32 protein-coding genes are annotated in these 25,131 nt (G+C 60.7%); 17 read left to right on the top strand and 15 right to left on the bottom strand.

Translation table 11 applies throughout. The annotated features are described in order from the left end of the window. Nucleotides 1-54: 54 nt before the first annotated feature. On the bottom strand, nucleotides 55-435 hold the full coding sequence (locus tag AHA_RS18590; RefSeq protein ID WP_011707404.1) for a PilZ domain-containing protein: 381 nt from the start codon (nucleotides 433-435) through the stop codon (nucleotides 55-57). 101 nt (nucleotides 436-536) lie between these two features. Further along, a complete protein-coding gene (locus tag AHA_RS18585) occupies nucleotides 537-1,019 on the bottom strand; it encodes an Rsd/AlgQ family anti-sigma factor (protein WP_011707403.1) in 483 nt (160 codons plus the stop codon). A gap of 97 nt (nucleotides 1,020-1,116) precedes the next feature. Between AHA_RS18585 and AHA_RS18580 the strand changes: the two genes are divergently transcribed. The 3 genes from AHA_RS18580 to AHA_RS18570 all read left to right on the top strand — a co-directional run bounded on the left by AHA_RS18580 (nucleotide 1,117) and on the right by AHA_RS18570 (nucleotide 2,160). Beyond that, nucleotides 1,117-1,302, top strand: coding sequence for a hypothetical protein (locus tag AHA_RS18580; protein WP_130631666.1), 186 nt, complete (start codon nucleotides 1,117-1,119; stop codon nucleotides 1,300-1,302). A 58-nt stretch (nucleotides 1,303-1,360) separates the two neighbouring features. Continuing rightward, a complete protein-coding gene (gene hupA / locus AHA_RS18575) occupies nucleotides 1,361-1,633 on the top strand; it encodes a nucleoid-associated protein HU-alpha (RefSeq protein WP_005305063.1) in 273 nt (90 codons plus the stop codon). A 101-nt stretch (nucleotides 1,634-1,734) separates the two neighbouring features. Next, nucleotides 1,735-2,160, top strand: coding sequence for a hypothetical protein (locus tag AHA_RS18570; protein WP_011707401.1), 426 nt, complete (start codon nucleotides 1,735-1,737; stop codon nucleotides 2,158-2,160). A 74-nt stretch (nucleotides 2,161-2,234) separates the two neighbouring features. Here the strand turns inward: AHA_RS18570 and AHA_RS21735 are convergent, their stop codons facing one another. Together AHA_RS21735 and dusA are read right to left on the bottom strand one after the other, a co-directional pair. Continuing rightward, nucleotides 2,235-2,384 (bottom strand): hypothetical protein, encoded by a 150-nt coding sequence (locus AHA_RS21735; protein WP_011707400.1) that lies wholly within the window; start codon nucleotides 2,382-2,384, stop codon nucleotides 2,235-2,237. A gap of 2 nt (nucleotides 2,385-2,386) precedes the next feature. Then, on the bottom strand, nucleotides 2,387-3,373 hold the full coding sequence (gene dusA / locus AHA_RS18565; protein ID WP_011707399.1) for a tRNA dihydrouridine(20/20a) synthase DusA: 987 nt from the start codon (nucleotides 3,371-3,373) through the stop codon (nucleotides 2,387-2,389). Between the two features lie 138 nt (nucleotides 3,374-3,511). Here dusA and zur point away from each other — a divergent pair, with 138 nt between their 5' ends. Genes zur through AHA_RS18550 form a run of 3 tightly spaced genes read left to right on the top strand, consistent with a single transcriptional unit; the run spans nucleotide 3,512 to nucleotide 4,656 of the window. Next, the gene (zur, locus tag AHA_RS18560; protein WP_011707398.1) at nucleotides 3,512-3,970 is read left to right on the top strand and encodes a zinc uptake transcriptional repressor Zur; all 459 of its coding nucleotides are present in this window, start codon (nucleotides 3,512-3,514) and stop codon (nucleotides 3,968-3,970) included. Beyond that, complete coding sequence (locus AHA_RS18555) at nucleotides 3,960-4,421, top strand: chemotaxis protein CheX (protein WP_011707397.1); 462 nt, start codon at nucleotides 3,960-3,962, stop codon at nucleotides 4,419-4,421. The genes zur and AHA_RS18555 overlap by 11 nt, the downstream gene beginning before the upstream one ends. 4 nt (nucleotides 4,422-4,425) lie before the next feature. Next, nucleotides 4,426-4,656, top strand: coding sequence for a hypothetical protein (locus AHA_RS18550; RefSeq protein ID WP_016351978.1), 231 nt, complete (start codon nucleotides 4,426-4,428; stop codon nucleotides 4,654-4,656). Nucleotides 4,657-4,726: 70 nt separating this feature from the next. Here the strand turns inward: AHA_RS18550 and brnQ (AHA_RS18545) are convergent, their stop codons facing one another. The 3 genes from brnQ (AHA_RS18545) to AHA_RS18535 form a co-directional block, all read right to left on the bottom strand. Continuing rightward, nucleotides 4,727-6,004, bottom strand: a complete 1,278-nt coding sequence (gene brnQ, locus AHA_RS18545) for a branched-chain amino acid transport system II carrier protein (RefSeq protein WP_237702015.1) — start codon at nucleotides 6,002-6,004, stop codon at nucleotides 4,727-4,729. A gap of 393 nt (nucleotides 6,005-6,397) precedes the next feature. Further along, nucleotides 6,398-7,705 (bottom strand): branched-chain amino acid transport system II carrier protein, encoded by a 1,308-nt coding sequence (gene brnQ, locus AHA_RS18540; RefSeq protein WP_011707394.1) that lies wholly within the window; start codon nucleotides 7,703-7,705, stop codon nucleotides 6,398-6,400. Between the two features lie 191 nt (nucleotides 7,706-7,896). Further along, nucleotides 7,897-8,607, bottom strand: coding sequence for a tRNA1(Val) (adenine(37)-N6)-methyltransferase (locus AHA_RS18535; protein ID WP_011707393.1), 711 nt, complete (start codon nucleotides 8,605-8,607; stop codon nucleotides 7,897-7,899). 128 nt (nucleotides 8,608-8,735) lie between these two features. On the opposite strand from AHA_RS18535, the gene srmB reads away from it, so the two are divergent. Further along, complete coding sequence (gene srmB / locus AHA_RS18530; RefSeq protein ID WP_011707392.1) at nucleotides 8,736-9,959, top strand: ATP-dependent RNA helicase SrmB; 1,224 nt, start codon at nucleotides 8,736-8,738, stop codon at nucleotides 9,957-9,959. Nucleotides 9,960-10,135: 176 nt separating this feature from the next. On the opposite strand, the gene yaaA is transcribed toward srmB, so the two are convergent. Genes yaaA through tapT form a run of 3 tightly spaced genes read right to left on the bottom strand, consistent with a single transcriptional unit; the run spans nucleotide 10,136 to nucleotide 13,113 of the window. Further along, complete coding sequence (gene yaaA, locus AHA_RS18525; protein ID WP_011707391.1) at nucleotides 10,136-10,909, bottom strand: peroxide stress protein YaaA; 774 nt, start codon at nucleotides 10,907-10,909, stop codon at nucleotides 10,136-10,138. A gap of 31 nt (nucleotides 10,910-10,940) precedes the next feature. Next, a complete protein-coding gene (gene tapU / locus AHA_RS18520; RefSeq protein WP_011707390.1) occupies nucleotides 10,941-12,050 on the bottom strand; it encodes a type IVa pilus ATPase TapU in 1,110 nt (369 codons plus the stop codon). Nucleotides 12,051-12,078: 28 nt separating this feature from the next. Then, on the bottom strand, nucleotides 12,079-13,113 hold the full coding sequence (gene tapT / locus AHA_RS18515; RefSeq protein ID WP_011707389.1) for a type IVa pilus ATPase TapT: 1,035 nt from the start codon (nucleotides 13,111-13,113) through the stop codon (nucleotides 12,079-12,081). Between the two features lie 39 nt (nucleotides 13,114-13,152). On the opposite strand from tapT, the gene AHA_RS18510 reads away from it, so the two are divergent. The 5 genes from AHA_RS18510 to AHA_RS18490 are packed head-to-tail and all read left to right on the top strand — an operon-like array spanning nucleotide 13,153 to nucleotide 16,066. Beyond that, nucleotides 13,153-13,854: a YggS family pyridoxal phosphate-dependent enzyme gene (locus AHA_RS18510; RefSeq protein ID WP_011707388.1), complete on the top strand. Its 702-nt coding sequence runs from the start codon at nucleotides 13,153-13,155 to the stop codon at nucleotides 13,852-13,854. A 58-nt stretch (nucleotides 13,855-13,912) separates the two neighbouring features. After that, on the top strand, nucleotides 13,913-14,737 hold the full coding sequence (gene proC, locus AHA_RS18505; protein WP_011707387.1) for a pyrroline-5-carboxylate reductase: 825 nt from the start codon (nucleotides 13,913-13,915) through the stop codon (nucleotides 14,735-14,737). 40 nt (nucleotides 14,738-14,777) lie between these two features. Further along, complete coding sequence (locus tag AHA_RS18500) at nucleotides 14,778-15,329, top strand: YggT family protein (RefSeq protein ID WP_011707386.1); 552 nt, start codon at nucleotides 14,778-14,780, stop codon at nucleotides 15,327-15,329. Then, on the top strand, nucleotides 15,329-15,628 hold the full coding sequence (yggU, locus tag AHA_RS18495) for a DUF167 family protein YggU (protein ID WP_011707385.1): 300 nt from the start codon (nucleotides 15,329-15,331) through the stop codon (nucleotides 15,626-15,628). The genes AHA_RS18500 and yggU overlap by 1 nt, the downstream gene beginning before the upstream one ends. An 18-nt stretch (nucleotides 15,629-15,646) precedes the next feature. Continuing rightward, nucleotides 15,647-16,066, top strand: coding sequence for a DUF4426 domain-containing protein (locus AHA_RS18490; RefSeq protein ID WP_011707384.1), 420 nt, complete (start codon nucleotides 15,647-15,649; stop codon nucleotides 16,064-16,066). Between the two features lie 54 nt (nucleotides 16,067-16,120). On the opposite strand, the gene AHA_RS18485 is transcribed toward AHA_RS18490, so the two are convergent. Next, nucleotides 16,121-16,432: a hypothetical protein gene (locus tag AHA_RS18485; protein WP_042064670.1), complete on the bottom strand. Its 312-nt coding sequence runs from the start codon at nucleotides 16,430-16,432 to the stop codon at nucleotides 16,121-16,123. A gap of 112 nt (nucleotides 16,433-16,544) precedes the next feature. Beyond that, entirely contained in the window at nucleotides 16,545-18,149 is a 1,605-nt protein-coding gene (locus AHA_RS18480; protein WP_011707382.1) for a peptide ABC transporter substrate-binding protein, read from the bottom strand. Between the two features lie 172 nt (nucleotides 18,150-18,321). Here AHA_RS18480 and AHA_RS18475 point away from each other — a divergent pair, with 172 nt between their 5' ends. Further along, nucleotides 18,322-19,029 carry a ParB-like protein gene (locus tag AHA_RS18475; RefSeq protein WP_011707381.1) on the top strand — a complete coding sequence of 236 codons (708 nt, stop codon included), beginning with the start codon at nucleotides 18,322-18,324 and terminating at the stop codon, nucleotides 19,027-19,029. A gap of 51 nt (nucleotides 19,030-19,080) precedes the next feature. Here the strand turns inward: AHA_RS18475 and AHA_RS18470 are convergent, their stop codons facing one another. After that, nucleotides 19,081-19,746, bottom strand: a complete 666-nt coding sequence (locus AHA_RS18470) for a CatB-related O-acetyltransferase (protein ID WP_011707380.1) — start codon at nucleotides 19,744-19,746, stop codon at nucleotides 19,081-19,083. A gap of 290 nt (nucleotides 19,747-20,036) precedes the next feature. Between AHA_RS18470 and AHA_RS18465 the strand changes: the two genes are divergently transcribed. After that, entirely contained in the window at nucleotides 20,037-20,465 is a 429-nt protein-coding gene (locus AHA_RS18465; RefSeq protein WP_011707379.1) for a DUF2753 domain-containing protein, read from the top strand. Between the two features lie 3 nt (nucleotides 20,466-20,468). Here the strand turns inward: AHA_RS18465 and AHA_RS18460 are convergent, their stop codons facing one another. Then, the gene (locus AHA_RS18460; protein ID WP_164927747.1) at nucleotides 20,469-21,218 is read right to left on the bottom strand and encodes an enoyl-CoA hydratase-related protein; all 750 of its coding nucleotides are present in this window, start codon (nucleotides 21,216-21,218) and stop codon (nucleotides 20,469-20,471) included. 89 nt (nucleotides 21,219-21,307) lie between these two features. Here AHA_RS18460 and AHA_RS18455 point away from each other — a divergent pair, with 89 nt between their 5' ends. The 3 genes from AHA_RS18455 to AHA_RS18445 all read left to right on the top strand — a co-directional run bounded on the left by AHA_RS18455 (nucleotide 21,308) and on the right by AHA_RS18445 (nucleotide 23,215). Then, complete coding sequence (locus AHA_RS18455) at nucleotides 21,308-21,748, top strand: copper chaperone PCu(A)C (protein ID WP_011707377.1); 441 nt, start codon at nucleotides 21,308-21,310, stop codon at nucleotides 21,746-21,748. 95 nt (nucleotides 21,749-21,843) lie between these two features. Further along, nucleotides 21,844-22,473: a TIGR04219 family outer membrane beta-barrel protein gene (locus AHA_RS18450; RefSeq protein WP_011707376.1), complete on the top strand. Its 630-nt coding sequence runs from the start codon at nucleotides 21,844-21,846 to the stop codon at nucleotides 22,471-22,473. Nucleotides 22,474-22,537: 64 nt separating this feature from the next. After that, nucleotides 22,538-23,215, top strand: a complete 678-nt coding sequence (locus AHA_RS18445) for an SDR family oxidoreductase (RefSeq protein WP_011707375.1) — start codon at nucleotides 22,538-22,540, stop codon at nucleotides 23,213-23,215. 86 nt (nucleotides 23,216-23,301) lie between these two features. On the opposite strand, the gene AHA_RS18440 is transcribed toward AHA_RS18445, so the two are convergent. Continuing rightward, the gene (locus AHA_RS18440) at nucleotides 23,302-25,026 is read right to left on the bottom strand and encodes a proline--tRNA ligase (protein WP_011707374.1); all 1,725 of its coding nucleotides are present in this window, start codon (nucleotides 25,024-25,026) and stop codon (nucleotides 23,302-23,304) included. Nucleotides 25,027-25,131 lie beyond the last annotated feature (105 nt).

Here is a 25,131-nt window from a genome sequence, read left to right as displayed (position 1 = left end):
GGCAGGCAATAAAAAGGAGCGCAATGGCGCTCCTTTTTACATCGGGTATATCGCTCAGGGGTGAGGGTGTTCGAGATGTTCGCTCAGCAGCTGCTCCAGCTCCCGGTGCAGCAAGTCTTCATCGCCGACGTTGAGCTCGATCATCCGCTTGAGGTGGGTAGCGCTGTCGATGTCGATGTGATGGCAGTAGAATCCCAGCTTCTTGCTGGCTTCATGGGTCAGCATGACCTGCATCTTGATCTCGATGTCGCTGCCGCTCAGCACGAAGCTGAGTGAATACTCTTTGTTGTCGTGGCTTTCCCAGTCATCGGGCCGGATCAACAGGGCGCCCTGCAGGGAGATATCCACCAGCTGGGTCCGCCATTTCTTATCTCCCTGGACGAGGTCGGCCATGGTCAAGTAGAGGATCCGTGAAAAACGGCGACGCTCGGACATTCTCATCTCCTGTCAGCAATAGGAATTGGAGCTAAAGGTCATGACATAGAGTGTAATGCACCTTGCACATCAGGATCTTGAACTGGCTCCGAAATTGGATATCAAACCTGCTGGGCGCTGAGTGACTCCACGACCTGCAGTGCCTTGATCAGCCGATCTTCCTGCTTGAAACGATCTTCCAGCACGGGGCCCAGCTGATTCAGATCCTCATCCAGCAACAGCAACTGGGCCTCATCGGCATTGCTGTACTTGTCGTTGAACTCCAGCGCAAACTCGGTGCAAGCCCGGATATGGGGATAGATGCGTTTCGCCAGTTCCAGCTTGTCGCCGCTGGCTTGTTCGAAGGCGGTCACCACGTGGTTGTAGATCTCGAAGTGTCCGGCGCTGACGTAGTCGACCAGGCGTTCACAGAAGCCTTGCAGTTCCACATGGCCGGGCAGCGAACGCTGCTTGGTGCGGGCGGGGGTCAGTCCGGCAAGCCGCATGTATTCGACCAGCAATGCCTGCCTGGCATCCAGCCAGTCGTCGATAGCTCTGTGCTTTCCTGCCAATGCGCGTTTGGTTTGTTCCAGTTCAGTTAACATAGTCCCTCCGTGGGGCATAGGCATGGAGTGCTATCGTAACGGGCCTCCGGCCTTTTTATTGACTGACGACACCCTCCTATAACTAGGGAAAATCCAGTTGACCGTCAATAGGGGCATGGGGATATTGTTACATCGGGTGGCGTTTTGGTTACAAGGCACCATCATTTGCTCTCCTCTTCCCGTCAATTACGATCACGAAGGGGCGAGATATGTGACTATTTCCGCAGATCTTGATGAAAACCCCAGCATTCAAGCCAATCCGGCTGATAAAGCCTTTGCCTGAGTGTTTTTTTTTGAATAGAGTGGCCCGGTGCTAAATGCCCGATCATAAAGGAAATGTTATGAACAAAGCTCAACTTGTCGATGCAATTGCAGCCAAAGCAGATCTGAGCAAAGCTCAGGCCAAAGTCGCTCTGGAAGAGATCATCAATGGTATTACCCAGAGCCTGAAAGAAGGTGATGCTGTGCAGTTGGTGGGTTTTGGCACCTTCAAGGTGAACCATCGTGCTGGCCGTACCGGTCGCAATCCGCAAACTGGTAAAGAGATCCAGATTGCAGCCGCGAATGTGCCGTCCTTTGTGGCAGGCAAGGCGCTCAAAGACGCCGTCAAGTAATCCCCAAAAACCCGGCGCCAGCCGGGTTTTTTATTGCCATCGTCAGCGGAAATTGTTTCAGATACACTCAAGATATGGCGTGCGCCGTAGTGAGGTGGATGATGGAACAGAAAAATGCCATTCGGCAGGTTGCCGTACCTTGGGCTCCGTCCCGCCAACTCCCCCCGGGCCTGGTTGTGGCCGAACTTCATCAGGATATCTGGAGCGACTCCCTCACCATCATGCTGGGCAGGGCTCGCAGCATCGATCTGCCGCCGCAGATCCTCTGTCGGGTCTATTTTCGCCATATTTACGCGGTGCGGGTAATGGAGGATTGCGATCTGGCGGAGGGCAAGGATAGCCATGCCATCGAGGAGCAGATCCAGCTCATCACCCCGTCCCGGTTTGCCAGCTGGTTCCATCAGGAGTCGGACGGCCTGCACCTGGACGAGGATCTGCAGCACTACCGCATTTCGACCTGGGATTATTGCGCCGATGTGCTGACGTCCAGAGCGCCCGAGCTGCAGTTCGTGGACAAAGGCGATTAGCGAGGCTGAAGAGACAATAAAAAACCGGCAACACTGGGTGTTGCCGGTTTTTTATTGGTCGACGCGGGGTGAACTCAGCCGAGCAGCTGATCCCGATGCAGCCCCAGCACGATGAGCAAGCCGAGGAAGTAAAAGGCGCTGAGTTTGATGCCAAGAATGGCGAGCAGGCCGGCGCAGAGCCGGACGATGGCCTTGTGCAGCCAGGAGCCGGTGAAACGGTACATGGTTACTCCGCCGCCTCCGTGGTGGCGAATTCCGGCACCTTGGCCATTGCATCCAGCACTACCTGGATATCCGCTCCCGGCTTGCAGGCGTTTTCACTCAGATGGCGGCGCCAGGCGCGGGCTCCCTGCATGTTCTGGAACAGCCCCAGCATGTGGCGGGTCATGTGGGAGAGATAGTTGCCCTTGGCCAGCTCCTGCTCGATATAGGGCAGCATCATCCGCACCACCTCATGGCGGCTCGGCACGGCATTGTTCTGGCCGAATACCAGATTGTCCACCTGCGCCAGAATGTAGGGGTTCTGATAGGCTTCGCGCCCCATCATGACACCATCCAGGTGCTGCAGGTGTTCGAGGGTCTGCTCCATGGAGGTGACGCCGCCGTTGATGGCGATGGTTAGATCCGGGTAATCCTGCTTGACCCGATAGACACGGGGATAATCGAGCGGCGGGATCTCGCGGTTTTCCTTGGGGCTCAGGCCGCTCAGCCACGCCTTGCGGGCATGGACGATGAAGGTGTCGCAACCGGCATCGCGCACCTGTTCGATGAAGGCCTGCAGAAATTCGTAGGAGTCCTGATCGTCGATACCGATACGGGTCTTTACCGTCACTGGGATATCGACCACATCGCGCATCGCTTTGACGCAGTCAGCCACCAGTGCGGGTTCGCCCATCAGGCATGCGCCAAAGCGGCCGTTTTGCACTCGATCGGAGGGACAGCCGACGTTGATGTTCACCTCGTCATAGCCGCGTTCCTCGGCCAGCTTGGCGCAGCGTGCGAGATCGGCCGGATTGCTGCCACCCAGCTGCAGGGAGATGGGGTGCTCCTGCTCGCTGTAACCCAGATAATCGCCCTTGCCGTGGATGATGGCGCCGGTGGTCACCATCTCGGTATAAAGCAAGGTCTGGCGAGTCATCAGACGATGGAAATAACGGCAATGCCGATCGGTCCAGTCCAGCATGGGGGCGATGGAAAAACGCTGCGCCTGCATAAAAATCATCCGGGTTGGCTAAACAAAGGGGGCGGATTTTACCACAACGTGAGGCAGCCCCAGAAAATGAATTTTGTCACCGCGTCAAAGGGGGCCCTGTGATAGTATCCGGCTAATAAAAAGGGTAATTGCGTGATCATGAATCAAGACCAACTTTTACAACGAGCCGAACGACTCTGCGAACAACGCGGGATCCGCTTCACCCCTACCCGGCGTCAGGTATTCAGGCTGCTGGCTGCCCACGGCAATGCCATCAGCGCCTATGATCTGTTGGCCCAGTTGCAGCAGACCGAGGCCCATGCCAAGCCGCCAACCGTTTATCGGGCGCTGGATTTTCTGCTCGAACAGGGCTTTGCCCACAAGGTGGAGTCGCTCAACGCCTTCATTTTCTGCTGTCACTTCGATCATGCCCACCCGATGCAACTGCTCATCTGCGATCGGTGTGGCGAGGTGGTCGAGTTGCATGACTCGGCGATCGATGGCGCGTTTTCCGAGCAAGCCCACTTGCATGGCTTTACTATTACCAATAAGACAATAGAGGCACATGGCCAATGTGCTCGCTGTACGCCCACCGTAGGAAGTCAACATGAAGGCTGATTTTGTAAACCCGTTCCTGCTCTCCCTGCTCAATGTGCTTTCTACCATGGCACAGCTCGAGCTCAAGCCGGGCAAACCCAAACGCAAGATGGACGAGCTGGCGCGCGGCGATGTCTCCGGTCTCATCGGCATGGTCGGCCCGCAGACCCGCGGCTCGCTCTCTATCAGCTTCGAGAAGGGGTTGGCGCTGGAGATCATGCGCCGGATGCTGGGCGAGGCACCGGCCACCATCAATGAAGAAGTGACCGACATGGTGGGCGAGATCACCAACATGGTGACCGGCGGCGCCAAGCGCATGCTGGGGGAGAAGGGGTATGAGTTCGACATGGCGACCCCCATCATCGTCTCCGGCCCCAACCACACCATCACTCATCGTGCCGATGGCACCAAGATCATGATGCCGTTCGAATCAGATTTTGGTCGTGCCACCATCGAGATCTGTTTCGAGTAATCCTATGTGGAAAGCGCTGAAATGGTTCTTCATCGGTTGGGCCCTGCTGCTCATCCTGTCTGACCTCCAGATCACCACCTCGCTCTACAAGTACGAAGACAACCGGGTGGTGGTGAACTTTCCGCGCTGGCAGGCAGACCAGCCCTGGGGCACCTTTGAGTGGCATGCCGGGCGGGTGGAGACCCATTGGTATGGTCTGGCAGGCAGACCCAAGCAGGTAGACCCGCTGCTGTAGCAGCCAGGGTGACAGATGCAATGCAAGAGGCCAGCTAATGCTGGCCTCTTGTCGTTGGTCGCCCGGTTGATCAGGCCGCTTCGGCGGCCAGATCGTCGCGGGGGCGCAGCAGCATGCCGAAGCCGCAGGTCAGCAGGGTGGGGAGCAGCCAGGCCAGTCCCTTGTCGAACAGCGGCAGGAAGGCGAACGCATCCATCTGCATGCCGGCCGCGCCCAGCCCGTCCAGACAGCCGAACAGAAAAGCCACCAGCAGCACGGCGCGAAACGCCAGTCGTGGCCGTCCAAAATAACCCTGTACAAAGGTCACCAGCACCAGTGCGATGGCGACCGGGTAGATGGCGACCAGCACCGGGATGGAGAGGCTGATGAGCTGGCTCAGCCCGACGTTGGCCACCAGGATGGAGACACACCCCATCAGCAGTACCCACTTGCGGTATGTCCAGCCGGCCAGACCGTGGAAGTAGTCGGCACTGGCGCAGAGCAGGCCGACCGCGCTGGTGAAGCAGGCCAGGGTGATGATGGCGGCCAGGATCAACTGGCCGTAGTGGCCGAACAGGCTCAGTACATAGGCGTTGACGATGGCGCCGCCATTGTCGACGTTGGTGACCACGCCCGCCGCGCTGTTGCCCAGATAGAACAGGGAGATGTAGACCGCCGAGAGGCCAACTGCCGAGATGAGGCCCGCGATGGTCAGGTACTTGAACTGGCTCGGGTAGTCCTCGATGCCCCTGCGTTGCAGCAGACCGATGATGAGTGCACCGAACATCAGCGAGCCGAGGGTATCCATGGTGTTGTACCCCTCCAGCATCCCCTTGATGAGCGGCGTATCCGTGTAGTCGCCGCTGGCCTCTGGCAGGGTACCTTGCGGGTCAACCAAGACTCCGACCGCCAGGATCAACAACATCACCATCAAGACAGGCGTCATGTACTTGCCCACCGCATCGAGCAGCCTGCCCCGATCCAGCGATACCAGGATCACCAGCGCGAAGAAGAGCAGGCTGTAGAGCAGCAGCCCGTGCTGGCCAGCTTCGCCAAGCCAGGGTTTGAGCCCCATTTCATAAGCCACCAGCCCGGTGCGGGGAGTGGCAAAGGCCGGCCCCATGATGATGTAGATAGCGATGGCCAGCGCCGTGGCCGCCCAGGTCGGCAGATAGCGGGTCATTGCCGTCCAGCCGCTGCTGCCTTGTCCGGCGCTGCCTCTGGCAACGGCGACCAGCGTCAGCAGAGGGAGACCCACCGCTGTCAGCAGAAAGCCGACCATGGCTGGCATCAAATGTTCACCGGCCATAAAGCCGGCGAGCGGTGGAAAAATGATGTTGCCTGCCCCCAGATAGAAAGCAAACGTCATAAAACCCAGTCCGAATACGTCGGACAACTTCAGTGATTTCGTCAAACCTGACCTCATCTGCCTTATCAGCTTGTTCTTGTTGATTGCACCCACTGCCTGGCAGATAACCGGATAACAATGCTTCCCTCTCCTCCACGATGAGCACATCGGCGAAGGAGCACTCTTCTGAGCATAAAGAAGAGAAATTTGATCTCAATCACACATTAATATCTTGAAACAATTTAATTGGCCAGAATAAATCACCGATTAGCCAGCGGTTGGCAGCAGTGAAGGAGGTAGACATGGCGGCAGGGGGCTGGCCGCAGGAAAGGGGTAACGGGTGGTAAAAGGCTGTTGGCAGACAAACAAAAGAGCCTGCGCAAGGCAGGCTCTTTGAGATGGACGGGAGTGAAATCAGGCAGCTTCGGCAGCCAGTTTCTCGCCGGAGCGAACAGCCATGCCGAGGCCACAGGCCAGCAGGGTCGGCAGCAGCCAGGCCAGGCCCTTGTCGAACAGCGGCAGGAAGGCAAATGCATCCATCTTCATGCCGGCGGCGCCCAGACCATCCAGGCAGCCGAACAGGAAGGCGACCATCAGCACGGCGCGGAACACCAGGCGCGGACGACCGAAGTAACCCTTCAGGAAGGTGACCAGCACCAGTGCCACGGCAACCGGGTAGATGGCGACCAGCACCGGGATGGAGAGGCTGATGAGCTGGCTCAGGCCCACGTTGGCGACCACGGCGCAGATGACCCCCAGCAACACCACCAGCTTCTTGTAGCTCATGCCGGTCAAGTTGTGGAAGAAGTCGGAACAGGCGGAGATCAGGCCCACGGCGGTGGTGAAACAGGCCAGGGTGATGATGGCGGCCAGGATGAACTGACCCGGCTGCCCGAACAGGCTCAACACGTAGGCGTTGACGATGGCGCCGCCGTTGCTGATGTCGGTGGCGACGCCGGCTGCGGTGTTGCCCAGCTGGAACAGGGAGACGTAGACCACGGACAGACCGATGGCGGAGATGATGCCGGCAATGGCCAGGTACTTGAACTGGCTCTGGTAGTCATGAATGCCTTTCTGGCGCAGCAGGTCGACGATCAGGGCTCCGAACATCAGGGACGCCAGGGTGTCCATGGTGTTGTAGCCTTCCAGGATCCCTTTCACGAAGGGGCCGTTCTGATAGTCACCGGAAGAGGCAGGCATGTCACCTTGCGGGGCGACGAACACGCCGATGGCCAGGGTCAGCAGCAACAGCATCAGCACCGGGGTCAGGTATTTGCCGATGGCATCCATCAGCTTGCCCTGATTCATGGAGACCAGGATGGCCACGCCGAAAAACAGCACAGTGTAGGCAGCCAGACCGGCCTGACCCATGTCACCGATGAAAGGCTTGAGGCCCATTTCGTAGGCCACCAGCCCGGTACGGGGAGCGGCGAAGGCCGGACCGATGATGATGTAGATGGCGACGGCCAGTGCGGTGGCGACGCCGGCCGGCAGCAGCTTGGTCATGCCGGCCCAGCCGTTGCCTGCCTTGGCGACGGCGATGATGGTTATGAGGGGCAGGCCGACGGCAGTGACCAGGAAACCCAGCATGGCGAGAGAGAGGTGCTCACCTGCCATGTAACCGGCCAGCGGCGGGAAGATGATGTTGCCGGCGCCCAGATAGAAGGCGAAGGTCATGAAGCCCAATCCGAGCACGTCGGACAATGTGAGTGATTTCGTCAAGTTCAACCTCGTCTGTCTTGTAAACTATTGCTTGTTATAGTTTTTTATTGGTCAGTGACCGATATTGTTCAGGGGTAAAAAAAAGGAGCCCCGCTTGTTTTTTCATCGCAACCAGTGGTTTGAGCTGGTCTTGAGCGGGCGCTCGTTTAGAAGCCAGCATAATGGCGTGAAAAAATAGTTCAAGACGAAATTTACATCTTCAAATAGAAGGGGCTGGTTAGTTGGATGTATCTGTCGGAATAGGTTCCATCAGCAGAATGGATCACAATTTCACCCTGCTCACACTTGTTTAATCCTCTGCCAAGTCGCAATAAAACACGATTTGCCTCTTTTCCAGCTCTGGTGATAACAGCTGTATAACAAACGGCGTGCAGATCATAATCCGCCGAGATGCATAAAATTTCATCGGCCATGGCCGTTGGCACGACCAGCGCAACCTCGCCGTTGGGGGCCAATAGTCGGTCACAGGCGGCCAGCAGATCCCGGCTGTCGAGGCCGCCGGTATGACGTGCCAGTGCCCTGGCCGGATCGCGAAATGACTGGCCCGCCACGAAGTAGGGCGGGTTGGAGACGATGAGATCGTAAGGGGTGGCCTGATAGGTTTGAATGGCACTCTCGATGACGGTGACCCGCTCATGCCAGGGGGAGGCTGCCGCATTCTCGCGAGCCTGCCGGGCTGCATTGCTATCCAGCTCTACCGCATCGATGCGGCAGTCGGCAGGGCTGCGCTGGGCCAGCATCAGGGCGATGAGGCCGCTGCCGCTGCCAATGTCGAGCACCCGGCGGGCGTTGGTGACAGGTGCCCAGGCGCCGAGCAGGATGCCATCGGTGCCGACTTTCATGGCGCAGCGATCGTGATCGACGTGAAATTGCTTGAAGGTAAAACCGCTGTTTCGTCCCATCCGACTCCCGTCCTGTGCCAGCGCCGCAGAAAATGGTCGGCGATTATAGCGACTAAGCCACAGTCGCCATAGGAGCCGACGACATAATCGCCTATAATCTGCGGTTTCCTTAATGACCGAGTATTGCCATGAGCCAGTCCTTTGATGATTTCGACCTGAATCCAGCCCTCAACCGGGCCTTGGCCGAGATGGGTTTCTCCCGCCCCACCACCATTCAGCAGATGGTGCTGGAGCCAGCCCTGGACGGCCGCGATATTCTGGCATCCGCGCCGACCGGTACCGGCAAGACCGCTGCCTTCCTGCTGCCCGCCCTGCAGCATCTGCTGGACTTCCCGCGCCGCAAGCCGGGCCCGTGCCGCATGCTGGTGCTGACCCCGACCCGCGAGCTGGCGCTGCAGGTCACCGCTCACGCCAAGGCGCTTGCAGCCCACACCAACCTCAGCATCGAGACCATCATTGGCGGCGTCAGCCATGAAGAGCAACTGCCGGCCCTGACCAAAACCACCGACATCGTGGTGGCCACCCCGGGCCGGCTGCTCGAGTACATCGAGAAAGAGGAGTTCGAGAGCCACGACATCGAGGTACTGGTGCTGGACGAGGCGGACCGCATGCTGGACATGGGATTCATCAAGGATGTGAACCGCATCGTGGAAGAGGCGCGTTATCGCAAGCACACCATGCTGTTCTCCGCCACCCTGGAAGGGGCCGGTCTCGAGAAGTTCGCCAACGATATCCTGAAGGAGCCGGTGGAGCTGCACGCCGAGCCGCCCCGCAGCGAACGTCGCCCCATCACCCAGTGGGTGCACCTAGCCGACGATGCCGCTCACAAGCTGGCCCTGCTGGTGCACATCCTGAAAGATCCCGAGACCCAGAAAGCCATCATCTTCGTCAAGACCCGTGAGCGGCTGGCGGAGCTGTCCGGTCAGCTGCAGGCGGCTGGCGTCTCCTGCGCCTGGATCCGCGGCGAGATGGAGCAGAGCAAGCGCATCGAGTCGATCCGCAAGTTCCATGAAGGGGAAGTGCCCTTCCTCATCGCCACCGACGTGGCCGCCCGCGGCATCGACCTGCCCAACGTCAGCCATGTCATCAACTATGACATGCCCTACGGCGCCGATGTCTACGTCCACCGGATCGGCCGCACCGGCCGTGCCGGCAACCGTGGTTGCGCCATCAGCCTGGTGGAAGCCCACGACATGGCGATGGTCGCCAAGATCGAGCGTTACACCGAAGAGCGCCTCAAGCGTCGGGTGATCGACGAACTGCGCCCCAAACACAAGGAAGCGCGGGTGCCGGTGAAGAAGAAAAAGCCGAAGGACGACAAGAAGAAGTCGGCCAAGAAGAAAAAGAAGTAAGCCTGCCCGCCACAACGGCCATCTCCGGATGGCCGTTGTGCTATCTGCTGCCCACTCGACGGGGGCCAGAAAAGAAAAAAGCCGACGTATAAACGTCGGCCAATAAAAAGTGCTTACAACAGAGGATTCACCTATTCAGACTTGGGGATCCTGAATTTGGTTCCCTCGGGTTGTAATTAATTTTCAGCGCGTTTGAACATCAGGGTATTGGCGTCGGACTCTTCCGCTACGAAGTAGTAGCCATCGGCGTTGAACCCGGTCAGCTGCTCCACCTTGGTGAGTCTGTGCTTGATGATGTGACGGGCCATCATGCCGCGCGCCTTCTTGGCGTAGAAGCTGATGATCTTGAACTGGCCGTTCTTCTCGTCCTTGAACACCGGCGTGATGATGCGCCCCTGCAGGGCCTTGGGACGTACCGACTTGAAGTACTCGTCGGAGGCGAGATTGATCAGCACCTCGTCTCCCTGAGCGGCCAGCGCCTTATTCAGGTGGGCGGTGATGATGTCGCCCCAGAACTGGTAGAGGTCCTTGCCACGCCCGTTGTCGAGGCGGATCCCCATCTCCAGCCGGTAAGGCATCATCAGATCGAGCGGACGCAGCACCCCGTAGAGACCGGAGAGCATGCGCAAGTGTGCCTGGGCGAAGTCGAGATCTGCCTCGCTGAAATCCTCCACCGCCAGCCCAGTGTAGACATCCCCCTTGAAGGCCAGCAGCGCCTGGCGGGCGTTGGCCGGGCTGAAGTCGGGTTGCCAGTCGGCAAAGCGGGCGGCATTGAGGCCGGCCAGCTTGTCGCTGATCTTCATCAGGCTGGCGATCTGGTCCGGGCTCAGCTGGCGGGCCCGGCCGATCAGCTCGGCGGAGTGGTCCAGCAGCTCGGGTTGGGTGAAACGGGAAGTCACCAGCGGCGACTCGTAGTCCAGCGTCTTGGCCGGGGAAACCACAATCAGCATAACGATCCTTTATAGCGGTGACGCACGCCCCTCATTCATCCAGGGTGACGTTGTCGAGAGTGCCTGCACCCAGCTGCTCGCGCCCCGACAGCTTGATCAGCAGTCGCAGGTCGTTGGCCGAGTCGGCATGGGCAAGGGCCTCACTGTAGCCAATTTGGCCGGCACAGAACAGGGCGAACAGCGCCTGATCGAAGGTCTGCATGCCGAGCTCGGTGGACTTGGTCATCACCTCCTTGAGCCGGTGCATCTCCCCCTTGCGGATGATATCGGTGATGAGCGGGGTGTTGAGCAGCACCTCGAAGGCCGCACAGCGACGGCGACCGTCCAGGCTGGGCAGCAGTTGCTGGGCCACGATGGCACGCAGGTTGAAGGAGAGATCGAACAGGAACTGGCGGTGCTTCTCCTGAGGGACCAGGTGCAGGATGCGGTCCAGCGCCTGGTTGGCATTGTTGGCGTGCAGGGTGGCGAGGCAGAGGTGGCCAGTCTCGGCAAACTGCAGGGCAAACTCCATGGTCTCCTGGCTGCGGATTTCACCGATCAGGATCACGTCAGGGGCCTGGCGCAGCGAGCTTTTCAGCGCCACGTCGAACGACGCTGTGTCTATGCCCACCTCGCGCTGGGTGATCAGGCTGCGGCCGTGCTGATGCACGAACTCCACCGGATCTTCCACCGTCAGGATGTGGCCGTCCACATGCTGGTTGCGATAGCCGATCATGGCCGCCTGGGTGGTGGATTTGCCGGCGCCGGTGGCACCGACGAACAGCACTAACCCGCGCTTGGCCAGGGCGATCTCCTGCAGGATGGGGGGCAGCGCCAGCTCGTCGAAGGTGGGGATGCGGGTCTCGATACGGCGCAGCACCATGCCCGGCAGCTCCTGCTGCCAGAAGGCGCTGACCCGAAAGCGGCCAAGCTCCTCGCGGTGGATGGCGTAGTTGGCCTCCTTGGTATGCAGATAGCGCTCGAAGTGCTCCTGGCTCAGGGTCTCCTTGACCAGCGCCAGCGCCCTTGCCTTGTCGAGGGGGGCTTCTGCCAGCGACTGCAGATGGCCGTTGACCTTGAGGGTCGGCGGCGTGCCGACCGTGATGAACAGATCCGAGCCTTTGCGGGCGACCAGCTCGGTCAGCAGGACATCCAGATTCATAACGACTCCTTCCCTAGATTCGTCGTGGTTAGATGGTGTTGGGATCAACCGCCTTGGCCTTGGCATCCAGCGCCGCCACTACGCCGCGGCTTACCAATTGCTTGAGGCTCTGGTCCATGGTCTGCATGCCGTGGGTCATCCCGGTCTGGATCACCGAGTAGAGCTGGGCAATCTTGTCTTCCCGGATGAGGTTACGCACGGCGGGAATACCCATCATGATCTCGTGGGCCGCCACCCGGCCGCCACCGATGCGCTTGAGCAGGGTCTGGGAGATGACCGCCCGCAGCGACTCGGAGAGCATGGAGCGCACCATGTCTTTTTCCGCACCGGGGAAGACGTCGATGATCCGGTCGATGGTCTTGGCGGCCGACGAGGTGTGCAGGGTGCCGAACACCAGGTGGCCGGTTTCGGCCGCGGTCATGGCGAGGCGAATGGTCTCCAGGTCACGCATCTCGCCCACCAGGATGATGTCCGGGTCTTCCCGCAGCGCCGAGCGCAGGGCGTTGCTGAAGCTCTTGGTATCGCGGTGTACTTCCCGCTGGTTCACCAGGCAGCGCTTGTTCTCGTGCACGAATTCGATGGGATCCTCGATGGTGAGGATGTGGTGATGAAAGTTCTCGTTGATGTAGTTGACCATGGCCGCCAGGGTGGTGGATTTACCCGAGCCGGTCGGGCCGGTCACCAGCACCAGGCCGCGCGGGTATTCGGCAATCTTGCGAAAGATCTCCGGGGCGTCCAGATCTTCGAGGCTCAGCACCGTGCTGGGGATGGTCCGAAATACCGCGCCGGAGCCGCGCGCCTGCTGGAAGGCGTTGACCCGGAAGCGGGCGAGGTTCGGCACCTCGAACGAGAAGTCCACCTCGAAGTTCTCTTCCAGTTCCTTGCGCTGGTGGTCGTTCATGATGTCGTAGATGAGGGCGTGCACTTCCCGGTGTTCCAGGGCGGGCAAATTGATCTTGCGAACCTCGCCATCAACCCTGATCATCGGGGGAACCCCGGCCGAGAGGTGTAGATCCGAGGCTTTATGTTTTACACTGAAAGCCAATAACTCTGTGATATCCATAGATTTGTCATTCTCCCATCACAAGATCACTAACGAAACATGAACCAGATTGCCGAGCACCTGCTTCAGGTCAAGGAACGTATTGTACAAGCCGCCAGTCGCGCGGGCCGAAGCCGCGATCACATCCAGCTGCTGGCGGTCAGCAAGACCAAACCGCTGGAGGCCGTTTGCGAGGCCTATGCCGCCGGCCAGCGCCGCTTTGGCGAATCCTACGCCCAGGAAGCGGCGACCAAGATAGATACCCTGCGTGAGCAAGGGGCCTGTGCAGACATAGAGTGGCACTTTATCGGCCCGCTGCAATCGAACAAATCCAAGCTGGTGGCCGAGCGCTTCGACTGGGTGCAGAGCGTGGACAGAGAGAAGCTGATCGAACGCCTGAACAATCAGCGCCCGAGTGGGCTCGCGCCGCTAAATGTCTGTCTGCAAATCAATATTAGCGGAGAGAGCAGCAAATCCGGAACGTCGGAGCAAGAGATTTTCCGCCTGGCCGAACTGGTTTCCCGCTGTGAACGGCTGCGGCTGCGCGGCCTGATGGCGATTCCGGAGCACACCAGCGACGAGGCGGTGCTGGCCGCTCAGATGGTGCGCATGCAGACTCTGTTCACCGAGCTTGCGCAACAATACCCGGGCGTCGACACCCTCTCGATGGGGATGACCGAGGATCTCGAACTGGCGATCGGCCACGGCAGCACCATGGTGCGGATCGGTACCGCCATCTTCGGTGCCCGCGACTATTCATGAGCAAGGCCCGGGATGCGATGCATCGGGCAGTGCTTTTTTCAGGTAACAGGAGCGTTTGATGCAGCATAGAATCCTCGCCTTTATCGGGGCGGGCAACATGAGCCGCAGTATCATTGCCGGTCTGGTTCAGGCGGGCTATCCGGCCGACCGGATCATCGCCGCCAACCCCAGTCGGCCCAAGCTGGATGCGCTGGCCAACGACTACGGCATCCGCATCACCCAGGACAACGCCGAGGCAGTCCGGGCGGCGGAGGTGGTCGTGCTGGCGGTCAAGCCGCAGCTGATGGCCGCCATGCTGAGCGCGCTGGTGGAACAGCTGGGCACGCTGGAGGGCAAGCTGCTCATCTCCATCGCCGCCGGCATCAAGGTGGCGCGGCTGGCCGAGATGGCGGGCGGCCATGGCCGGATCATCCGCACCATGCCGAACACCCCCTCTCTGCTGGGGCTGGGGATGACCGGGCTGTACGCCCCGCCCGGCATCGAGCAGGCTGACCGCGCGCTGGCCGAGCAGATGATGCAGGCGGTGGGCAAAACCCTCTGGGTGGAGCAGGAGTCCGCCATCAACGGCGTCATCGCCGCGGCCGGCAGTGCACCTGCTTATTTCTTCCTGTTCATGCAGGCCATCGCCGAGGAGGCCGAGGCCATGGGCTTCTCCCCCGAGCAGGCCCGCCTGCTAGTGCAGCAGACCGCCCTTGGTGCGGCCGCCATGGTCGAGCAGAATCCCGAGCTGTCGCTGCAGACCCTGCGCGAGCAGGTGACCAGCAAGGGCGGCACCACCGCCGAGGCGATCAAGACTTTCCAGCAGCAGGGACTGATGCCGTTGACGGCACACGCCATGCAGGCGGCCGTTGCCCGGGCCGGCGAAATGGAAACCCTGTTCTGAACCCGATTTCTCTTACTCTCTGTCTCAACCTGGAGCCCAGATGAACACTGCTTACTTTCTGATTAACACGATTTTTGACCTCTATCTCATGGTGGTGCTGTTGCGCGTCTGGCTGCAGTGGGCCCGCGCAGACTTCTACAACCCCATGAGCCAGATGGTGGTCAAGCTGACCAATCCGCTGGTGGTGCCGCTGCGCCGGGTCATTCCCGGGTTTGGCGGGCTGGACATGGCCTCTGTGCTGCTGGCCATCATCATCGCCTTCGCCAAGCTGGCGTTGCTCAAGAGCATGAACGTGCTGCTGGCCGACTGGCTCACCCTCAGCCTGTTTGCCGGCCTCACCGTGCTGAAGAAGGCCGGCTCCATGATTTTCTGGGTGCTGCTGATCCGCGCCATCCTGAGCTGGGTCAGCCAGGGTCGCAACCCCATCGAATACGTGATGCACCAGCTGACCGAGCCTTTCCTGGCCCCCATCCGCCGCATTCTGCCGGCACTGGGCGGGCTGGATCTCTCCGTGCTGGTCGCCTTTATCGGGCTGCAGGCCATAAACTATCTGTTGGGCGATCTGTTCGGCCAGCTGTGGTGGGTGATTTGATGGCAGCCGTCCTGCGGGAAGGGGATGAGCTGATAATGCATCTGATGATCCAGCCCAAGGCGAGTCGGGATCAGATCGTCGGATTGCATGGAGAAGAGTTGAAAGTGGCCATCACGGCGCCGCCGGTGGATGGCCAGGCCAACAGCCACTTGATCAAGTATCTGGCCAAGCAGTTCAAGGTGGCCAAGGGGCAGGTTCGTATCGTGCGGGGGGAGCTGGGACGGCACAAGACGGTCGCCATCGAGGCGCCCAGGCAGATCCCCGCCGAGGTCAGTGCCCTGCTGGACAATCAGGGTTAACACGAGAAGGATGACACCATGAAAACAGCCTGGATAAGCTGCCTGCTGGCACTGCTGCTGACCTTGCCCCTGCGGGCCGAACAGATGAAGGAACTGGGCCCCTGGCAGGTGCACTACAGCGCCTTCAACTCCAGCTTCCTCACCCCCGAGGTGGCCAAGGCCTACGGCTTGGAGCGCAGCCGCTACAACGGCATCGTCAACATTGCGGTGCAGAACAAGCAGGGGGTCGCCCAGGCGGTGGGGATCAGCGGCGAGGCCAAGAACCTCACCGGCACCATCCGCAACCTGAGCTTCCAGGAGGTCAAGGAGGGGGATGCCATCTACTATCTGGCGGTGCTGCCCTACCGCAACGAGGATACCTACCAGTTCACCCTGAAGATCATGGGGGAGGGACAGCAGCAGACGCTGACTTTCCAGCAGACCTTCTACGTCGATTGATATCGGTACCTGTCATGCCCAGAAAAAGCCCCGAACGCAGGTTCGGGGCTTTTTTCATGACGGCGAGTCGGCCGGCGGGGTGAAGTCGTGGATCTCCCCGATCCGCGGGGTGAAGCGGGGATCCTGATCCCGGTTGTGTTCCACCCACTCCATGGCCTGACAGAAGCTCTCCCGCTTCGAGAACTCGCTGCGCACCTGATCGATGGCCCGCTCCGCGCTGCGCCGCTCCATCTTGCTGGCCTTGCGGTCGCTGAACTGCTTGTGCTGGGCCAGCATCCACTCGGTGAAGGCCTGGCGGCATTGTGCCTCGCTGGCCGCCTGGACGGGCAGGGCCGCCAGCAGGGCGATCATCAATAAATAGCGCATAACAACATCGGTGACTGAGGGGTGTGGTTGTCTGAAAGGGCGGCATTCTATGCCGAAAACTTGAGCATGAACAGGGGAAGAGAGGGAGCCGGCATGGCCGGCCCCCACAGGGTCAGTGTTTGACGAGGTAGAGTTGGCGGCTGTAGGCCACGTCTTCCGGATTGTTGATGGGATAGCCCTTGAGCCAGGGCTTGATCAGCCGGGCGTTGGTGTACTGATAGATGGGGGCGATGGGCGCCTCGTCCTGCAGTATGGTTTCGGCCTCATCGAACAGGCGGGCCCGTTCACGGGGATCCTGGCTGTTGGCAGCCTTGGCCAGCAGGGCATCGTAGCCGGCGTTGGCGAAACGGGCCATGTTGCCGCTGTGGTGGGAGCCCCACAGGCCGAGGAAGGCGGACGGGTCGTTGTAGTCGGCCACCCAGGAGGAGCGGATCACCTCGAACTCCCCGCTCTGGCGGCTGTCGAGATAGGTTTTCCACTCCTGGTTGGTGAGCTCGACCCGGGCTCCCAGCTTCTGTTTCCACAGGTTGGCGATGGCCAGCGCCATCTTCTTGTGTACCTCGGCCGTGTTGTAGAGCAGGGTCAGCTTGAGCGGGTTGGTCGGGCCGTAGCCCGCCTCCTTGAGCAGGGCTCTGGCCTTGTCGTCCAGCTCCTGCTGACTGCTGCTGGAGAGCAGGTTGGCCTTGGGCTCGAAGCCGGCAACCACGTCCGGGGTGAAGTGATAGGCAGGTTTTTCTCCGGTGCCCAGGATCTTGCTGGCGATGAGGCCACGGTCGATGGTGTAGGAGAGCGCCTTGCGCACCCGTACGTCGTTGAGGGGGGCGCGCTGGGTATTGAAGGCGTAGTAGTAGGTGCCGAGCTGATCCGGGGTATAGACCTCGCCCGGGATCTGCTGCATCAGCTTGTGATACTGCTCCTTGGGGAAGGATTCGGTGATGTGCAGGTCGCCGGCCAGGTAGCGGTTGGTGGCCGCGCTCTCTTGGTTGATGGGTACGAAGGTGACCTTGGTCAGCACGGTATGGGCGCGATCCCAGTAGTAGGGGTTGGGGGTCAGCTCCAGCTTCTCGTTCACCACCCGGTGACTCAGCACGAAGGCGCCGTTGCCGACCAGCTTGCCGGGCTGGGTCCACTGGTTGCCGTATTGCTCCATGCTGGCGCGATGCAGCGGCGACAGGCTGGGGTGGGTCAGCAGGCTCAGGAAGTAGGGCACCGGCTGGGAGAGAGTCACCTGCAGGGTATGCTGGTCGAGGGCCTTCACTCCGAGCTCTGCGGGGGGCAGCTTGCCGGCCACGATCTCATCCACCTTGTCGAAGCGGGCCAGCTGGGCAAACCATGCAAAGGTGGCGGCCTCTTTGGGATCGACCAGTTTGCGCCAGCCGTAGACGAAGTCGGCGGCCTGCACGGGATCGCCGTTGGACCAGCGGGCATCCGGTCGCAGATGGAAGGTGAAGCGCTGATTGCCCTGGTTGTCCCAGCTGGCAGCGACCCCAGGCTGCACCTTGCCGTCCGGTCCCTGGGTCAGCAGCCCCTCGTAGAGATCCCGCAGTACCTGCAACTCGGGCAGGCCGACCAGCTTGAGCGGGCTCAGGCTCGCCGGTTCGTCTTTCAGGTGACGCACGACGGCCTGTTCGGCAGCGAGCTGGGTGCCGGGTGGAACATCGGCAGCCTGGACACAGGCACAGCCCAGCAGGGCCAGCAGGGGACTCCATCCTTTCATGGTTGATCCTTCAAATAGTGTGAAGCTGGGTGAAAACTCGGCGAGAAGTGATCGCCGACAGACGGGAAATCATGATATCCCGTTTGCTGGTCAGACCGCCAGTATGAGTCCCTTGGATGAGGGGACTCCCCGGCATCTTATTTGACCCGCCATTCGGGCAGAGGAGTGAGCAATGAGAACATGGATCCTGTTGGCCCTGGCCATCAGTCAGGGGGCCTGGGCACTGGCGCCGTGTGAGCGCGAGAGTCAGGTTGGCAGCTGGTGCGAGGTGAACATAGATCAGCTGCATCCGACCCAGGGCGGCGTGGGCCAGATCCAGGTCGACAACACCCAGGCCGAGCTGGCGGGCAAGAGTGCAAAGCAGCTCGACAAGCTGATGAAAAAGAAAGAGATCCCCATCGTCATTGCGCCCGATGGCGGTTACTGGCTGGTGGACAGGCACCATCTGACCAAGGCGCTGTGGCAGTCTGGTGTGAAGCAGGTGCGGGTCAAGGTGATCGCCAGGTTGCAGGACAAGGAGAACTTTTGGAGCCAGATGCAGTGCAACCACTGGGCCTGGCTCAAGGATGAAAAGGGCGGTGCACTGACGCCGCAGCAACTGCCGGCCCACATCGGTGAACTGCCGGATTACCCCTACCGGACGGTGGCCGGGCTGCTGCAGGATGCGGGCTATTTCGACAAGCGTGAGCAGGTCTACTTCGTCGAGTTTGCCTGGGCCAGCTGGCTCGGCCAGCAGATGGACTGGCTGCCGGTCGACAGCGCCAACCTGGCGGATCGCCTCTATCAGGCCAAGCGGCTGGCGTGCAGCAGCAAGGCGGCGGATCTGCCCGGTTATCCCGGCAAGCAGTGCCGGGTCAATCAGTCGCGCAGCGGCAACTGAGGGGATAGCCGCTATCAAAACAACTGCGGGGGGCCAATGCCCCCCGCTTCGTCATGATGGTTGCCGGGCCTGCTGCCAGTGCGCGGCGGCCTGTTCCAGCAGGGTCACTTCGCCTTGCTGGATCAGCGGCAACAAGGCCTGCACCTGGGCATCCGGCCACTCCCACCAGGCCAGCACCTGCAAGCGGGCGATCTCCTCCTCAGCAAAACGCATCCTGATAACCTTGGCCGGCGTGCCTGCCACCATGGCATAGGGCGGCACATCCTGATTGACCAAGGCGCGCGCCGCTATGATGGCCCCGTCGCCGAGGGTAACCCCCGGCATGATCATGGCGTCCATGCCGATCCAGACGTCGTTGCCGATGTGGGTGTCGCCGGCAGGGCGATAGCTGCGCTGGAGGGCGTCGAGATCGGCAAACGGATAGGTGCTGATGAAGTCGGCATTGTGGGTGTGGTTGCCGCCCATCAGGATCTTCACCCCGGCGGCTATTTGCACATAGTCGCCGATATGCAGCTGATCGATGTGCCAGAGCGGCTCCCAGCCGGTCTCTGGGCTGCGGCTGAAACTGTCGCCGTGCAGATAGCGCACGGCGGCCTCTTCAAACGGGCCGTCCCAGGCGCCGGAGTAGTAGCTGTGGCGCCCCTTCAGGTGGATGTTGGGGTTGCTTACCGTCAGGTGCAGGTACTCGACCTGCGACCAGTGTTGGCAGGGTTTCATGATTGTCTCCTCGTTCAAATGGATAGGGTGGATGACGCGAGGAGCGCAGCTAATAGATCCAGACCAGCAGGCGGGGCACGCACAGGGTCGAGCAGCCCAGATCCTGGGGTAAACGGGGTCGCAGCATGGAGTGTGCGGGTCCTGAAGAGTGGATCGGCATGGTAAGTCATATGGGGATGGGGGCCAAGCCAAGCATCGTTATCTGGTCAAAACCTGCACGAAATATCGGGTTGATATTCATTCTCAACTGGGCATGATAAAAGTCCCACCCATCAACTTGGGAGATCGGCATGACCCATCAAATCTGGCAGCGTTACATGCTGGAGGCTGAAAACGCACTGGGCGCGGGCGCGCTCGGCACCGCCATCTGCCTCTATCAGCAGGCCCTCGCCGAGGTGTATGAATTGAGTGACGGCGAGCTGGACGAGTTGGCCAGCATGCGGGTGGCGACCTGCCACCGGCTGGCCGATTTCTGGCGCGCCATGGAGGAGCCGGCCTACGAGCTGCGCTACCTCAAGCTGGCCTCCGAGCTGGTGACGGCATTGGTGCCCCAGTGCCCGAACCAGGAGTGCGAATCCCTCATCAGCGAACTGGGTTGCTGTCGGGCGGCGCTGCTCTCTTTCCTCAAGCGCCACCCCAATCCCGACATCGCCCGCTTGATCCAGCTGCAGGATCAGGTGCAGGGCTGCGAGCTGATCGGCCGCTTTCGCCTCAACTGAGGATCATTTACGGCCTTTGAGGCGCTGGGCGATCCGCGTTTGTGCCTCTTCCCCCTGCAGGGCGAGGGAGAAGGCGCGCGCCTCCAGATCGATGACGAAGTGCACCGCCTGCCTGAGCTCCTGCTTGAGCAGCGCCTTGCTCTTTTGCAGTGCCTTCGGCGCCTTGGCCGCCAGTTTCAAACCCTGCTCCCGGGCAAAGGGGAGCAGGGCTGCGGCCGCCAACACCCGGTTGGCGAGCCCCAGCCGCAGTGCCTCGTCGGCATCGATGGCTTCGGCCAGCAGCAACAGCTCCGCCGCCTTCAAGTGACCCACGCTGCGCGGCAGCAACAGGCTGGAAGCAAACTCCGGCACCAGCCCCAGCTCGACGAAGGGCAGTTGCAGGCGGGCATTGTCGGCCAGATAGACCAGATCGCAGTGCAGCAGCAGGGTGGTGCCAATCCCCACCGCCGCACCGCCGACCGCGGCGATCACCGGTTTCGGGAAGTCGGCCAGGGTGTGCAGGAACTGCAAGATGGGGTCGTCAGCCACCAGGGTCTCTTTCCCCACGAAATCGGCCAGATCATTGCCGGCGGTAAAGCAGTCGCTCTGCCCCTGGATGAGCAGGGCGTGAATGGCGTCATCTTCCGTCGCTTGTCGCAAGGCGTCGGTGAGCGCACGATACATGGCGGTATTGAGAGCATTGCGCTTGTCGGGACGATTGAGGGTCAGGGTGAGCAAGCCATCCTGCTGCTCGACAATGATAATGGGGTCCATGTCTAAATCCTTGTTATTGCTGGCTGTCAAAAGCTTACTGCTGCGGTAATCTTTGCTGCGTTTAACAACATCATAAAAGGATTTCAACCATGTTTAAACGTGCGTTCTATTCCCTGCTGGCCCTGGGGCTGGCTGCTCCCGCCCTGGCCAAGGTCGAGGCCGTCGACGGCTATGTGCGCCTGCTGCCGCCGGGCTCGCCCAACACCGCCGCCTTTCTGGTGCTGAAGAATGATGCCGATCAGCCGGTCAAGCTGGTGGCTGCCGCCTCGCCCGAGGTGGGCCGCGCCGAACTGCACACCCATCTGCACGAGAACGGTGTGATGAAGATGCGCCAGGTCGAGAGCATTGAGGTGCCGGCCAAGGGGGAAGTGGCGCTCAAACCCGGCAGCTTTCACATCATGCTGTTCGAGGTGCGCGAGCTCTCCCAGGGCACCCCTTTCCCGCTGACATTGACCATGGATGATGGCCAGAAGCTGGAGTTGAGCCTGCCGGTGAAGCCGATTGAACCCATGGCAGGCATGCAGCACTGACATTAATGGACGCTTGTTCAGTTTTTTACACTGTGTATTCCCGTCGCACTGGGTAAAATGATGGCCTTTCCAGTCCATAGATAGAGAGTGACGTGATGAAGAAGACCTTGATTGCCGGTTGCGTACTGGCCCTGTTCAGCCAGGCTGCTATGGCTGCCGATGACTGGCGTTTCGCTGCCGGTACCGATGTATGGAATGCTCAGGGCAGCGGCCAGATCAACGGTGTCGGGGCCAACGGCAGCTACGACGAGAACTACAACTGGAGCGGCTACCTGCAACTGGAGCACGGCATCATCCTGCTGCCCAACGCCAAGTTCGAGATCTCCGATTTCGGTACCAGCGGCGGCGCCCTCAACAACGATCTGATGGCGTATGACCTGAGCCTCTACTATCGCCTGTTCAACAACGACCTGTTCCAGATCGATCTGGGTCTGACCGGTCGTCGCTACGATGGTGATTTCAACACCCAGCACTACTCCTATGACAAGGATGTGCTGATGGCCTACACCGGCGCCGAAGTGCGCATCCCGGGTACCGGCTTTGCCGCCTTCGGCGATGCCCGCGTGCAGGATGCCGACAACTACGACTACCGTCTGGGTGGCTCCTACAAGTTCGCGACCGTACCGCTCAAGGTACGTGCCGGCTGGCGTGATGCGAGCATGGACTTCGATCGTGTTGACCAGCGGGTCGACGGCTGGTTCATCGGTGGCGAATTCACCTTCTAATTCCGGCAACGGCTGATGACGATGGCCCCATCATCCCGATGGCGGCATCCGACGAGGAAAGAGCATGGGTCATATCATAGTGACGGGGGCGGGGTCCGGTCTGGGCCGGGCGCTCACCATAGGTCTGGTTGAACGCGGTCATCAGGTCTCCATGATGGGGCGTCGTTATCAGAGGCTGCAGGAGCAGGAGGAGTTGCTCGGCAAGGCGGTGATCGGCATCGCCGCCGATCTGGCACACCACGAGGAAGTGGATGTGGCGTTTGCCGCTGCGGTGGAGTGGGGTGGCCTGCCCGAGCTGGTGCTGCACTGTGCCGGCGTGGGCGAGTTCGGCCCGGTCGGTGTCTATACCGCCGAGCAGATCCGACGGGTGGTGGAGAGCAACCTCATCTCCACCATTCTGGTGGCCCAGCAGACGGTGCGGCTCATCGGCGACAAGGGCGGCGTGCTGGCCAACGTGCTCTCCTCCGCCGCCCAGGTGGGCAAGGCCAACGAGAGCCTCTACTGCGCCTCCAAATGGGGCATGCGCGGTTTTCTGGAGTCGTTGCGGGCAGAGCTGAAAGGCTCGCCGCTGCGGCTGGTGAACCTCTATCCGAGCGGGATCCGCAGTGAATTCTGGGACAACTCGGATCACGTGGACAGCAGCGGCTTCATGACCCCGGAAGACGCCGCCGCCTACATGCTGGATGCGCTGGAAGCTAGAAGCAGCTGCCATGTGACCGATCTCTTCATCGGTCGCAACTAGCTGCGGCCAGTCTCGCCTCTGCCCTGCGGCAGAAAACAAAAAGCGCGCCAAATGGCGCGCTTTTTTATGGGGGCTAGGGGGCGTAATTAACGGCCCAGCTTGGCCTTGAGCAGGGCAACGATCTCGCTGATCGCCACTTCCTGCTTCTCGCCGGTGCGGCGGCACTTGTACTCCACCACGCCGTTGTCCAGACCGCGATCGCCGATAACGATGGCGTGCGGCACACCCAGCAGCTCCATGTCGGCGAACATCACGCCCGGGCGCTCTTTACGGTCATCGAACAGCACATCCACACCGGCGGCCTTCAGCTCGGCGTAGAACTGCTGTGCCTGCTCGGCCACACGCTCGGATTTATGCATGTTCATCGGCACGATGGCCACTTCGAACGGGGCGATGGCTTCCGGCCAGATGATGCCGTACTGGTCGTTGTTCTGCTCGATGGCGGCAGCCACCAGGCGGGAAACCCCGATACCGTAGCAACCCATCTCCATGGTGACGGACTTGCCGCCCTCGTTCAGCACGCTCGCCTTCATGGCTTCGGAGTACTTGGTACCCAGCTGGAAGATGTGTCCCACTTCGATGCCGCGCTTGAGCAGCAGTTTGCCCTGGCCGCACGGGCTCGGGTCGCCTTCTACTACGTTACGCAGGTCGGCAACTTCGTAAGAGGCGATGTCGCGATCCCAGTTGGCACCGGTCAGGTGGAAGCCGGTCTCGTTGGCGCCACAGACGAAGTCCGCCAGATGGGCGGCGCTGCGATCGGCGATGATGCGACCGGCAAAGCCAACCGGGCCGATGGAGCCTGCGTCGCAACCGGCGGCAGCCTTGATCTGCTCGTCGTTGGCGAAGGTCAGCGGGTTGGCAACGCCGGCCAGCTTCTCGGCCTTGATTTCGTTCAGCTCGTGATCGCCACGCAGAACCAGCGCGATGACGGCCTGGTTGCCGTGCTCGTCCTCTTCGCCCAGCACCAGCAGGGTCTTGGCGATGGCGGCCGGTGCCACGTTCAGGAAGGCGGCCACTTCGTCGATGGTGTGGACGGCCGGGGTGGCGACCTTGGTCAGGGCCGCGGTGGCGGCAGGGCGCTCGCCAGCCGGCGCCAGCGCTTCGGCCATCTCGATGTTGGCGGCGTAATCTGATGTATCGGAGAAGGCGATCAGATCTTCACCGCTCTCGGCCAGCACCTGGAATTCGTGGGAGCCGGTACCACCGATGGAGCCGGTATCGGCCTGCACCGGACGGAAGTTCAGCCCCATGCGGGTGAAGGCGGCGCAGTAGGCGGCGTGCATCCGCTCGTAGGTTTCGATCAGCGAAGCCTTGTCGATGTGGAAGGAGTAGGCGTCCTTCATCAGGAATTCGCGACCGCGCATCACGCCGAAGCGGGGACGCACTTCATCGCGGAACTTGGTCTGGATCTGGTAGAGGTTGAGCGGCAGCTGCTTGTAGCTGTTCACTTCGTAACGCACCAGCGAGGTGATCACCTCTTCGTGGGTCGGACCCAGCACGAAGGGACGGTTGTGACGGTCGGTCAGACGGCACAGCTCGGGACCGTAGTCATCCCAGCGGCCGGACTCCTGCCACAGCTCGGCGGGTTGCACCACCGGCATGGAGACTTCGATGGCACCAGCATTGTTCATCTCTTCGCGAACAATGTTCTCGATTTTTTTCAGAACCCGCAGACCGGACGGCAGCCAGGCATACATGCCGGAGGCCAGTTTGCGGATCATGCCGGCGCGCAGCATCAGCTGGTGGCTGACGATCTCGGCATCGGACGGGGTTTCCTTGAGAGTGGAAAGCAGATATTGGCTGGTACGCATCGCGGTAGACCTTAGCTAAGACGGGCGGCTGGGCCCTGGATAATTTCAAGAGCGGAATTTTAACAGGCCGGACCCTGCGGCCCAAGGGCTAAATTCGTACGACGG

It is taken from the genome of Aeromonas hydrophila subsp. hydrophila ATCC 7966 (genome assembly GCF_000014805.1).
GTDB classification, from domain to species: Bacteria; Pseudomonadota; Gammaproteobacteria; order Enterobacterales; family Aeromonadaceae; genus Aeromonas; species Aeromonas hydrophila.
This window is presented reverse-complemented; position numbering and strand designations above follow the sequence as displayed.